Genomic DNA, 10,805 nt, shown 5'->3' on the forward strand with positions numbered 1-10,805 from the left:
CATGAAGATCGGAGAGCTGGCCAAAGCCACGGACTGCGCAGTGGAAACCATCCGCTACTACGAGCGCGAGCAACTGCTGCCAGAGCCTGCCCGCACCGAGGGTAACTACCGGCTCTACACCCAGGCCCATGTGGAGCGGCTGACGTTCATCCGCAACTGCCGCACCCTGGACATGACCCTGGATGAAATCCGCAGCCTGCTGCGCCTGCGCGACAGCCCGGAAGGTTCGTGCGGCAGCGTGAATGCGCTGATCGACGCGCATATCGAACATGTGCAGGCCAGGATCGACGGACTAGTGGCGTTGCAGGAGCAACTGGTGGACTTGCGCAGGCAGTGCAGCGCGCAGGGGGCGGAGTGCGTGATTCTGCAACAACTGGAGACCAACGGGGCGGTGTCGATGCCAGAGGTGGAGCATTCGCATGTGGGGCGTAGCCACGGGCATTGATGGTGTCTGTACAAATGCCTTCGCGGGCAAGTCGGGACGCCGAACCGCCGCTCCCACAGGTGTACCGCTGATTCCAAACCCTGCGGTGTGCCTGTGGGAGATCACCCAGCCCTTAGGGCTGCGCTGTCGCGCAGAGAACTGATTTCGCAAGCGCGCCGCGTACCCTGTGGGAGCGGGCTTGCCCGCGAATGCGTCAGCTCAGGCGACGAGGATCTGTCAGACCGCCATCGGCGCTGTCATCGGCGCATGGTGTTCGTACCCATCCAGCCAAAAATCGCTCGGCTCGATCTTCTCCAGCCACTCCGGCGCATAGACACCCGTTTCGGCAAATGCCGGCACACGCTCGCTGATCACCAGCTTCGGCGCCTCCAGTGGCTCGCGCTTGAGCTGCTCGTTGAGCATGTCCAGGTGGTTTTCGTACACATGGGCATCGCCAATGAAGTAGGTGAACCAGCGCGGGGTGTAGCCGGTAAGGCGGCCGAACAGCGACAGCAACGCGGCGCCCTCGGTGAGGTTGAACGGCGTGCCCAGGCCCAGGTCGTTGGAGCGGATGTAGAGCGTCAGGGAGATTTCCTTGGTCTCGACATTCGGGTGGAACTGGTACAGCAGGTGGCACGGCGGCAGGGCCATTTCATCGAGCTGGGCGCAGTTCCAGCCATGGAACAGGATGCGTCGGCTGCCTGGGTCGTGGGCGATGGTGTCCAGGCACTGGCGCACCTGGTCGATGGCCTTGAACAGCACGACGAACGCCTGGCCGTCTTCTTCATCCTGGGCGATGCGGCGGAAACCGGCCTTTTCGGCCATCTCGATAGCCGCCGGGTTGCTCAGCGGGATGCGCTTGTAGCCCGGCCACTGGCGCCACTGCACGCCGTAGATCTCGCCCAGGTCGTCATGCCCCTGGCGGAACGGGTTGGCCAGCCACTGGGCATTTTCGTTGGCGTTCTGGTCCCAGACCTTGCAGCCCAGTTCGCGGAACTCTGCGGCGTTCTTCACACCTCGCAAGAAACCCACCATCTCGCCAATCGCCGACTTGAACGCCAGCTTGCGCGTGGTAATGGCCGGGAAGCCCTTTTGCAGGTCGAACCGCAGCATGGCGCCCGGCAGGCTGATGGTGCGGATACCGGTGCGGTTTTCCTGCAGCGTACCGTTTTCGATCACGTCACGGACCAGGTCCAGATACTGTTTCATGGCTTACCTGTAGCGAACACGGCAGGGGGATCGCCCCTGCCGTGGAGGTTTCAGTGGGCGGGTGTCGCCGTTGGCTTGCGATTATAAGCCCACCAGATCAGGCCGAGACCAGCGAGGATCATCGGTACGCAGAGAATCTGACCCATGGTCAGCCAACCCCAGGCGATGTAACCCAGCTGAGCGTCCGGTACGCGGACGAACTCGACGATGAAGCGGAAGATGCCGTAGAACAGCGCGAACATGCCAGACACCGCCATGGTTGGCCGAGGCTTGCGCGAGAACGCCCAGAGAATCACGAACAGCGCCACGCCTTCGAGGGCGAACTGATACAGCTGCGACGGGTGACGCGGCAATTGGGCCGGGTCGCTGAACGGCGGGAAGATCATCGCCCACGGCACGTCGGTGGGCTTGCCCCACAGCTCGGCGTTGATGAAGTTGCCGATGCGCCCCGCGCCCAGGCCAATCGGCACCAGCGGGGCAACGAAGTCCATCAGTTCGAAGAACGACTTGTTGTTGCGCTTGCCGAACCACAGCGCCGCCAGCATCACGCCGATGAAGCCGCCGTGGAATGACATGCCGCCCTTCCACACCTCGAAGATCAAGGTCGGGTTGGCCAGGTACTGGTGCAGGTCGTAGAACAGCACGTAGCCCAAGCGGCCACCGACGATCACCCCCATCGATAGCCAGAACACCAGGTCGGAGAGTTTTTCGCGGCTCCAGGTGGGGTCGAAGCGGTTCAGTCGACGCGAGGCCAGCAGCCAGGCGCCGCCAATGCCGATCAGGTACATCAGGCCGTACCAGTGGATTTTCAGCGGCCCGAGGGCCACGGCCACGGGGTCGATCTGCGGATAAGGCAGCATGCTCAGTCCTCTTTGTTCAAATCAGGAAGCTCAAGCCGACACAGAACAGCAGTGCGGCGAACAGGCGCTTGAGTACGCGCGGCGACAGCGTGTGCGCCAGGCGCGCGCCGAAGCGGGCGAAAAACATGCTGGTCACGGCGATGCCGACCAGCGCGGGCAGGTAGACATAGCCCAGGCTGTGGGCCGGCAGGTGCTCCTCGTGCCAACCCAGCCACATGAAGCTCAACGCGCTGGCCACGGCGATCGGCAGGCCACAGGCCGACGAGGTGGCCACCGCCTGCTGCATGGGCAGGCTGCGCCAGGTCAGGAACGGCACGGTCAGCGAACCGCCGCCGATACCGAAGATCGCCGAAGCCCAGCCGATCACGCCACCGGCAGCGGTGAGCGCCGGCTTGCCGGGAATGCCTCGGCTGGCCTTGGGTTTGATTTCCAGCGCCATCTGCACCGCGATTACCAAGGCGAACACACCAATGATCTTTTGCAACATCGGGCCCTGGATCAGCGACGCGGTCTTGGCCCCGACCAGTGCACCGAGCAGGATGCCCAGGGTCATCCAGGCGAAGATCGGCCACTGCACCGCGCCTTTGCGCTGGTGTTCGAGCACGGCGTTGATCGAGGTGAAGACGATGGTCGCCAGCGATGTACCGACCGCCAGGTGGGTGAGCACGGAAGGATCGAAGCCCTGCAAGGTGAAGCTGAATACCAGCACAGGCACGATGATGATTCCACCGCCCACGCCGAACAGCCCGGCCAGCACGCCGGCACAGGCTCCCAACAGCAGGTAGAGTACGAATTCCATTCGTGGCCCCAGTCAAAAACAATCCGGCATGGTAACGGAAGCCAAGGCCGCGGCTCTAGTGAACTCTGTGTCAGGAGCGGGTTTGCCGGTAAAGTGGCCGAAAACACAGGGGATAACCTATGTGCCTGATCGTATTCGCGTGGCAGCCGGGGAGCGCCCGGCCGCTGGTGGTCGCGGCCAACCGGGACGAGTTCTACGCCCGGCCAACGCAAGCCCTGGCGGCGTGGGAGGATGCACCGGGGGTGCATGCGGGACGCGACCTGGAGGCTGGCGGCAGTTGGTTGGGGATCGGGCCGCAGGGGCGCTTCGCAGCACTGACCAATATCCGCGCCCCAGGCCAGCCCCAGGGGCCGCGCTCGCGGGGCGAGTTGGTCGCGGCCTATTTGCAGGGCGAGCTGGGCGTCGAGGCCTATCTGGACCAAGTTGCCAGTCGCAGCGCGCAATATTCGGGTTTCAACCTGCTGGTGGGTGATTCGCAGCAACTGGGCTACCTGCATGCGCGGGAAGCCTCCCCGCGCCTGCTGGCGGCGGGCGTGTACGGGCTGTCCAACGCTGGGCTGGATACGCCGTGGCCGAAGCTGCTCAAGGCGCGCAGTGGGCTGCAAAGCCTGCTCGACTCGGCTGATCCCCAGCAGTTGCTTGCGCTGCTGGCCGATGCCACTCAAGCGCCCGACAGTGCGCTGCCAGACACCGGCGTAGGGCTGGCCACCGAGAAATTGCTGTCGAGTGTGTTCATTGCCAGCCAGAACTACGGGACCCGGGCGAGTACGGTGCTGATTGTGGATAACTCAGGACGGCGACGAATGGTGGAGCGCAGCTTCGGGCCGTTCGGTGGGCATCTGGGGGAAGTGGATATCACGATTTGAAGCCATAGGGGCGCTTGGCGCACCTTTCGCAGCAAACGGCCGCTCAGGGAGACGCAGGCCCGTGTAGGAGCGGCCTTGTGCCGCGAAAGGCCCGCAAAGCGGGCCCATGATCTCAGAGCGTCTTGTTCGGCCCGATCATCCGCGCCAGCCCAAGGTTCTTCAGCGCCAGTTGCAACGCACTGTGGGTCAGCTGCGGGTTGTCATGGCTCAGCGCGTCTTCCAGCAGTTCCTTGGCCTTGCTAAGGTTCACCTGACGCAGCATCCACTTCACCTTCGGCAGGTTGGTGGCGTTCATCGACAGGCTGTCGAAGCCCATGGCCATCAGCAGGATCGCCGCCGCAGGATCACCGGCCATCTCGCCGCAGATACTCACCGGCTTGCCCTCACCATGGGCATCGCGCACCACGGTGTTGAGCGCTTGCAGCACGGCGGGGTGCAGGTAGTCGTAAAGGTCGGCGACCCGCGGGTTGTTGCGGTCCACCGCCAGCAGGTACTGGGTGAGGTCGTTGGAGCCGACCGACAGGAAGTCCACCTGCCGCGCCAGCTCCTTGGTCTGGTACACCGCTGCCGGGATTTCCACCATCACGCCTACCGGCGGCATCGGCACGTCGGTGCCTTCGTCACGCACTTCGCCCCAGGCCCGGTGGATCAGGTGCAGGGCCTCTTCCAGCTCGTGGATACCAGAGATCATCGGCAGCAGGATGCGCAGGTTGTTAAGACCCTCGCTGGCCTTGAGCATGGCGCGGGTCTGCACCAGGAAGATTTCCGGGTGATCGAGGGTGACGCGAATACCACGCCAGCCGAGGAACGGGTTTTCTTCCTTGATCGGGAAATACGACAGGGCCTTGTCGCCGCCGATGTCGAGGGTCCGCATGGTCACCGGCAACGGGTGGAAGGCTTGCAACTGCTCGCGATAGATCGCTAGCTGTTCCTTCTCGCTAGGGAAACGCTGATTGATCATGAACGGCACTTCGGTGCGGTACAGACCAACCCCTTCGGCGCCACGCTGCTGGGCGCGAGCCACGTCGGCCAGCAGGCCAGTGTTGACCCACAGCGGCATGCGGTGGCCGTCGGGAGTGACGCACGGCAGCTCGCGCAGCGCGTCGAGGCCACGCGCCAACTGGCGCTCCTCCTCGACAACGTCGCTGTACTGTTTGCGCAGCACCTCGCCGGGGTTGGTGAATACCTCGCCCTTGTAGCCGTCGACGATCAGCTCGATGCCGTCGACCTTCGAATACGGCAGGTCGACCAGGCCCATGACCGTGGGAATACCCATCGCCCGGGCCAGAATCGCCACATGGGAGTTGCCCGAACCGAGTACCGATACCAAGCCGACCAGCTTGCCCTCGGGCACCTCGCCGAGCATGGCAGGGGTCAGCTCTTCGCTGACCAGGATGGTGTTGTCCTGGTACACCAGCGACTGCGAGCGGGCCTCCTGAAGGTAAGCCAACAGGCGCCGGCCGAGGTCCTTGACGTCCGACGCGCGCTCGCGCAGGTAGTCGTCGTCCATCAGCTCGAAGCGGTTGACGTGCTCGCCGACCACTTGGCGCAGAGCGCCTTGGGCCCATTGGCCAGTCTTGATGACCTCGACCACCTCGCCGCCCAGGGCGGCGTCTTCGAGCATCATCAGATACACGTCGAACAACGCGCGCTCTTCGGGGCGCAGCTGGGTAGCCAGCTTCGCCGAAAGCTTGCGCATGTCTTCGCGCACGCCTTCAAGGGCGTTGTTGAATAGCTTGAGTTCGTTGTCGATGTCTTCGACAGTCTTGTCCGGCACCACTTCAAGATCGGCCGGCGGCAGCATCACCACTGCACGGCCCACCGCTGCACCGGGCGAGCCGGGTACGCCGACAAAACGCGCTTCCTGGATGCCCTTGCCCTGACGGCCCAGACCACGGATCGAACCGGTGGCCTCGGCGTGGGCGATAACACCGGCGAGCTGAGCGCTCATGGTCACCAGGAAGGCTTCTTCGCCCTCGTCGAACTGACGCCGCTCTTTCTGCTGGATCACCAGGACCCCGACCACACGGCGGTGGTGAATGATCGGCGCGCCGAGGAAGGAGGCGAAGCGCTCTTCGCCGGTCTCGGCGAAATAGCGGTAACGGGGGTGGTCGGCGGCGTTCTCGAGGTTCAGCGGCTCCTCGCGGGTGCCGACCAGGCCGACCAGGCCTTCGTTGGGGGCCATGCTGACTTTGCCGATGGAGCGCTTGTTCAGGCCCTCGGTGGCCATCAGCACGAAACGGTTGGTTTCGGGGTCGAGCAAGTAGACCGAGCAGACTTGGCTGCCCATGGCCTCCTTGACGCGCAAGACAATGATACCCAACGCCGTCTTGAGATCTTTGGCGGAGTTCACTTCCTGGACGATCTTGCGCAGCGTATTGAGCATGGCTCGGGGTCGGACTCCGTCGTCAGTCGCGCGTCAGCAGGCGCGGGGCTAGCTCTTTCAGGGCGCGTCGGTAGACCTCGCGCTTGAATGTCACCACCTGGCCCAGCGGATACCAGTAGCTGACCCAGCGCCAGCCGTCGAATTCCGGTTTGCCGGTGAGGTCCATGCGCACCCGTTGCTCGTTGCTCACGAGGCGCAGCAAGAACCACTTTTGTTTCTGGCCAATGCACAGCGGCTGGCTGTGGGTGCGCACCAGGCGCTGGGGTAAACGATAACGCAACCAGCCACGGGTGCAGGCAAGTATTTCCACATCCTGGCGTTCCAGGCCAACTTCTTCGTTCAGCTCGCGGTACAGGGCGTCTTCTGGTGTTTCGTCAGGGTTGATGCCCCCCTGGGGAAACTGCCAGGCATCCTGGTTGATCCGCCGAGCCCATAGCACCTGCCCGGCATCATTCGTGAGAATGATCCCGACATTGGGGCGAAAACCATCGGGGTCGATCACGGCAGCAACCTCGCAAACGCATGTCGCCGCATTGTTCCACAAAGCCTGCGAGCGCAGCAACGCGCCCGCCACGCTTATGTGCAGAGCGATCAAAACTCCGTATTCTGCGGGGCTTCACGAGGCTTCTGCGAGCGACCCACATGCGCCTGGCTTTATTCGACCTGGACAATACCCTCCTCGGCGGCGACAGCGACCACGCCTGGGGTGACTACCTGTGCGAGCGGGGCATCCTCGACCCGGTCGCGTACAAGGCACGCAACGATGCCTTCTACCAGGATTACCTAGCCGGCACCCTGGACCTGCAGGCCTACCTGGCCTTCTCCATGGAGATCCTTGCCGCCACCGAGCCTGCCCAGCTCGACCAGTGGCACCGCGCGTTCATGCACGACTGCATCGAACCGATCATCCTGCCCAAGGCCCTGGCCTTGCTGCAGCAGCATCGCGAGGCGGGCGACCAACTGGTGATCATCACCGCCACCAACCGCTTCGTCACCGCCCCCATCGCCCGCCGCCTCGGCGTGCGCGTGCTGCTGGCGACCGAATGCGAGAGGCAGGATGGCCGCTACACCGGGCGCAGTACCGATATACCGTGTTTTCGTGAAGGCAAGGTGACGCGGCTGAACCGCTGGATGCTGGAAAACGGCTTCGACCTGGAAGACAGCTACTTCTACAGCGATTCGATGAATGACTTGCCGCTGCTGGAGAAAGTGACCCATGCGGTGGCGGTGGACCCAGACCCGAAGCTGCGCACCGAAGCCCAGGCGCGCGGCTGGCCGGTGATTTCGTTGCGCGATTGAAGTATTCCTGGCCCAGCCCTTTCGCGGTGGTCCACATAGGCGATGAAAAACTATCAGACCGGTTTGGCGCCCATCAGCCCGGCGATAGACAGCAGGCACACTCCGCTGAACAGCGCCAGCGCCAGGGTGAACCTGAGCCCTACTCGCTCAGCCTTGCGTAGCCGGTTCAGGCGCACCAGCAGCCACCACACAGCGAACACGCCGAATGCGTAAAGGACGCTGGAGGCCAGCACCCAGGTCTGCCCCAGGGGCCAGCCAACCAGATGGACCAGCCACCAGCCGGTGAACGGCATGCTCACCAGGCACAACCCCATCAGCAACCAGACGAACACCAGCGGCCGGCGCAGCAGCTTGGCGTAGGCCTCACTGTCGCCCTTGCGCCGAGCCCGCACGGTCCAGACCGCCAGGCACAGGGCGCCAAGCAGCAAGATGGCGGTGGCAGCGATATGCAGGGTCTTGAGGGTGGTCAGGTGTTCCATTTCTGGATTGTCCTTTATCAGGCCGTTCGTGCGCTGCCGTCTGCTCTTGTAGGAGCGGCTTCGTGCCGCTCCTACACAAAGCGCGATATCTGGCTTAGCTTAGCTGCTCAGCCGAGGAACAGCTTGTAAGCCGGGTTCTCGGTTTCATCCCAGTACGGATAGCCGATCTTGGCCAAGGCCGCCGGTACCAGGTGACGCTCTTCTTCCGGCACCTGCAAGCCCGCCACCACCCGGCCATCAGCAGCGCCGTGGTTGCGGTAGTGGAACATCGAAATGTTCCAGCGGCCACCGAGTTTGTTGAGGAAGTTGAACAGCGCGCCGGGCCTTTCGGGGAACTCGAAGCGCAGCACGATCTCATCGCTGGCCCCAGCCGAATGCCCGCCGACCATGTGGCGGATGTGCAGCTTGGCCAGTTCGTTGTCAGTCAGGTCGGTGACTGGGAAGCCTTGCTCGGTCAGATGCTGTACCAGTGCCGCGCGCGGATCGTTTTCCGGGTGGGTCTGCACGCCGACGAAGATGTGCGCTTCGTCCGAGGTGTGCTTGCGGTAGTTGAACTCAGTGATCTGGCGCTTGCCGATAGCCTCGCAGAAGGCCTTGAAGCTGCCCGGACGCTCAGGGATGGTCACGGCGATGATCGCCTCGCGCTTTTCGCCAAGTTCGGCGCGCTCGGCTACGTGGCGCAAGCGGTCGAAGTTGACGTTGGCGCCAGAGTCGATAGCCACCAGGGTCTGCCCGGTCACACCTTTGAGTTCGACATACTTCTTGATACCCGCCACGCCCAAAGCACCGGCAGGTTCGGTGATCGAGCGGGTATCGTCGTAGATATCCTTGATGGCGGCACAGATTTCGTCGGTACTGACGGTGATCACCTCATCCACATGCTGACGGCAGATGTCAAAGGTGTGCTGGCCGATCTGCGCCACCGCCACGCCGTCGGCGAACAAGCCGACCTGCGGCAGTACCACGCGCTCGCCAGCGGCCATGGCGGCTTGCAGGCAGTTGGAGTCGTCCGGCTCGACGCCGATCACCTTGATCTGCGGGCGCAGGTACTTCACGTAGGCAGCGATCCCGGCAATCAGGCCGCCGCCACCGACCGGCACGAAGATCGCGTCCAGCTGGCCTGGATGCTGACGCAGGATTTCCATGGCCACGGTGCCCTGTCCGGCAATGGTGTGCGGGTCGTCGTAAGGGTGGATGTAGACGAAGCCCTTTTCCTCGACCAGTTTCAGCGAGTACGCCAGCGCCTCGGGGAACGAGTCGCCGTGCAGTACCACTTTGCCGCCCCGCGAACGCACACCTTCGATCTTGATTTCGGGGGTGGTCTTAGGCATCACGATGGTGGCCTTGATGCCCAGCTCGCGCGCCGCCAGGGCCAGGCCCTGGGCATGGTTGCCGGCCGAGGCGGTGACCACGCCACGGGCCAGTTCCTCAGCCGTAAGCTGCGCCAGCTTGTTGTAAGCCCCGCGGATCTTGAACGAGAACACCGGCTGCAAGTCTTCGCGCTTGAGCAGCACGCTGTTGCCCAGGCGCTTGCTCAGTTGCCCGGCGCTGTGCAGCGGGGTTTCGACGGCAACGTCGTAGACGCGCGAGGTGAGGATCTTCTTGACGTACTGTTCGAGCATCGGGAAAGCATCACTGGGCCGCGGGACAAGGGCTGGGAGTCTACCGCAGCGGGCTGTCGGGCAGCCACAGCAAAGCCCTCCTAGCCGTTATACTAGGCCCCTTTGCCATCCGCCCAGCCCCTTCACGGAGCCCGCATGACCCAGGACCAACTCAAACAGGCCGTCGCCCAGGCCGCTGTCGATCTCATCCTCCCGAAGCTGGATGACAAGAGCATCGTCGGCGTCGGCACCGGTTCCACAGCCAACTTCTTCATAGACGCCCTGGCCCAGCACAAGGCTGCCTTCGATGGCGCCGTTGCCAGTTCCGAGGCCACCGCCCAGCGCCTGAAGGGCCATGGCATTCCGGTGTATGAACTCAACAGCGTCAGCGAGCTGGAGTTCTACGTGGATGGCGCAGACGAAAGCGATGCCCACCTGAACCTGATCAAAGGCGGTGGCGCAGCCCTGACCCGCGAGAAGATCGTCGCGGCAGTGGCCAAGACCTTCATCTGCATCGCCGATGCCAGCAAGTTGGTGCCAGTGCTGGGCGCCTTCCCGTTGCCGGTCGAGGTCATCCCCATGGCCCGCAGCCACGTGGCGCGCCAACTGGTCAAGCTGGGCGGCGACCCGGTCTACCGCGAAGGCGTGGTGACCGATAACGGCAACGTGATCCTGGATGTCCACAACCTGCAGATCACCAACCCAGTGGAGCTGGAAGCCCAGATCAACGCGATTGTTGGCGTGGTGACCAACGGCCTGTTCGCTGCGCGACCGGCTGACGTGCTGCTGCTGGGCACCGCCGAAGGCGTGAAGAGCCTTAAGGCTGAGTGAAGCTACGGGTGCTGTAGGAGATTACCCAGCCCTTTGGGCCGCGCTGTCGCG

General features: G+C 63.6%; 11 protein-coding genes. 4 read left to right on the forward strand and 7 right to left on the reverse strand.

Annotated features, from left to right (window positions below; genetic code table 11):
* Position 1: 1 nt before the first annotated feature.
* The gene (gene cadR, locus FEM01_RS10695) at positions 2 to 445 is read left to right on the forward strand and encodes a cadmium resistance transcriptional regulator CadR (protein ID WP_138219401.1); all 444 of its coding nucleotides are present in this window, start codon (positions 2 to 4) and stop codon (positions 443 to 445) included.
* Positions 446 to 661: 216 nt separating this feature from the next.
* On the opposite strand, the gene FEM01_RS10700 is transcribed toward cadR, so the two are convergent.
* The 3 genes from FEM01_RS10700 to FEM01_RS10710 are packed head-to-tail and all read right to left on the reverse strand — an operon-like array spanning position 662 to position 3,292.
* Positions 662 to 1,633 (reverse strand): thymidylate synthase, encoded by a 972-nt coding sequence (locus FEM01_RS10700; protein WP_138219402.1) that lies wholly within the window; start codon positions 1,631 to 1,633, stop codon positions 662 to 664.
* 50 nt (positions 1,634 to 1,683) lie between these two features.
* Positions 1,684 to 2,493 carry a prolipoprotein diacylglyceryl transferase gene (gene lgt, locus FEM01_RS10705; protein ID WP_138219403.1) on the reverse strand — a complete coding sequence of 270 codons (810 nt, stop codon included), beginning with the start codon at positions 2,491 to 2,493 and terminating at the stop codon, positions 1,684 to 1,686.
* Between the two features lie 16 nt (positions 2,494 to 2,509).
* Positions 2,510 to 3,292: a sulfite exporter TauE/SafE family protein gene (locus FEM01_RS10710; protein WP_138219404.1), complete on the reverse strand. Its 783-nt coding sequence runs from the start codon at positions 3,290 to 3,292 to the stop codon at positions 2,510 to 2,512.
* A gap of 119 nt (positions 3,293 to 3,411) precedes the next feature.
* On the opposite strand from FEM01_RS10710, the gene FEM01_RS10715 reads away from it, so the two are divergent.
* Positions 3,412 to 4,158, forward strand: coding sequence for an NRDE family protein (locus tag FEM01_RS10715; protein ID WP_138219405.1), 747 nt, complete (start codon positions 3,412 to 3,414; stop codon positions 4,156 to 4,158).
* A gap of 112 nt (positions 4,159 to 4,270) precedes the next feature.
* Here FEM01_RS10715 and ptsP read toward each other — a convergent pair whose 3' ends face one another.
* Together ptsP and FEM01_RS10725 are read right to left on the reverse strand one after the other, a co-directional pair.
* The gene (gene ptsP / locus FEM01_RS10720) at positions 4,271 to 6,544 is read right to left on the reverse strand and encodes a phosphoenolpyruvate--protein phosphotransferase (protein WP_138219406.1); all 2,274 of its coding nucleotides are present in this window, start codon (positions 6,542 to 6,544) and stop codon (positions 4,271 to 4,273) included.
* 22 nt (positions 6,545 to 6,566) lie between these two features.
* Positions 6,567 to 7,046 (reverse strand): RNA pyrophosphohydrolase, encoded by a 480-nt coding sequence (locus FEM01_RS10725; RefSeq protein WP_028688498.1) that lies wholly within the window; start codon positions 7,044 to 7,046, stop codon positions 6,567 to 6,569.
* Between the two features lie 140 nt (positions 7,047 to 7,186).
* Here FEM01_RS10725 and FEM01_RS10730 point away from each other — a divergent pair, with 140 nt between their 5' ends.
* Positions 7,187 to 7,843: an HAD family hydrolase gene (locus tag FEM01_RS10730; RefSeq protein WP_138219407.1), complete on the forward strand. Its 657-nt coding sequence runs from the start codon at positions 7,187 to 7,189 to the stop codon at positions 7,841 to 7,843.
* Positions 7,844 to 7,896: 53 nt separating this feature from the next.
* Here the strand turns inward: FEM01_RS10730 and FEM01_RS10735 are convergent, their stop codons facing one another.
* Both FEM01_RS10735 and ilvA read right to left on the reverse strand, forming a co-directional pair.
* The gene (locus FEM01_RS10735) at positions 7,897 to 8,322 is read right to left on the reverse strand and encodes a DUF2269 domain-containing protein (protein ID WP_138219408.1); all 426 of its coding nucleotides are present in this window, start codon (positions 8,320 to 8,322) and stop codon (positions 7,897 to 7,899) included.
* A gap of 107 nt (positions 8,323 to 8,429) precedes the next feature.
* A complete protein-coding gene (gene ilvA, locus FEM01_RS10740; protein ID WP_138219409.1) occupies positions 8,430 to 9,944 on the reverse strand; it encodes a threonine ammonia-lyase, biosynthetic in 1,515 nt (504 codons plus the stop codon).
* A 135-nt stretch (positions 9,945 to 10,079) separates the two neighbouring features.
* Between ilvA and rpiA the strand changes: the two genes are divergently transcribed.
* The gene (gene rpiA / locus FEM01_RS10745) at positions 10,080 to 10,754 is read left to right on the forward strand and encodes a ribose-5-phosphate isomerase RpiA (protein WP_138219410.1); all 675 of its coding nucleotides are present in this window, start codon (positions 10,080 to 10,082) and stop codon (positions 10,752 to 10,754) included.
* Positions 10,755 to 10,805 lie beyond the last annotated feature (51 nt).

The sequence above is a fragment of the Pseudomonas mosselii genome (genome assembly GCF_005796105.1).
GTDB classification, from domain to species: domain Bacteria; phylum Pseudomonadota; class Gammaproteobacteria; order Pseudomonadales; family Pseudomonadaceae; genus Aquipseudomonas; species Aquipseudomonas mosselii_C.

What these genes read in the sequence shown, in the direction of transcription:
- ptsP (WP_138219406.1), bottom strand. Translation starts at nt 6,544, where the DNA reads ATGCTCAATACGCTGCGCAAGATCGTCCAGGAAGTGAACTCCGCCAAA.
- FEM01_RS10730 (WP_138219407.1), top strand. Translation starts at nt 7,187, where the DNA reads ATGCGCCTGGCTTTATTCGACCTGGACAATACCCTCCTCGGCGGCGAC.
- FEM01_RS10700 (WP_138219402.1), bottom strand. Translation starts at nt 1,633, where the DNA reads ATGAAACAGTATCTGGACCTGGTCCGTGACGTGATCGAAAACGGTACG.
- lgt (WP_138219403.1), bottom strand. Translation starts at nt 2,493, where the DNA reads ATGCTGCCTTATCCGCAGATCGACCCCGTGGCCGTGGCCCTCGGGCCG.
- FEM01_RS10710 (WP_138219404.1), bottom strand. Translation starts at nt 3,292, where the DNA reads ATGGAATTCGTACTCTACCTGCTGTTGGGAGCCTGTGCCGGCGTGCTG.
- FEM01_RS10715 (WP_138219405.1), top strand. Translation starts at nt 3,412, where the DNA reads ATGTGCCTGATCGTATTCGCGTGGCAGCCGGGGAGCGCCCGGCCGCTG.
- ilvA (WP_138219409.1), bottom strand. Translation starts at nt 9,944, where the DNA reads ATGCTCGAACAGTACGTCAAGAAGATCCTCACCTCGCGCGTCTACGAC.
- FEM01_RS10735 (WP_138219408.1), bottom strand. Translation starts at nt 8,322, where the DNA reads ATGGAACACCTGACCACCCTCAAGACCCTGCATATCGCTGCCACCGCC.
- rpiA (WP_138219410.1), top strand. Translation starts at nt 10,080, where the DNA reads ATGACCCAGGACCAACTCAAACAGGCCGTCGCCCAGGCCGCTGTCGAT.
- cadR (WP_138219401.1), top strand. Translation starts at nt 2, where the DNA reads ATGAAGATCGGAGAGCTGGCCAAAGCCACGGACTGCGCAGTGGAAACC.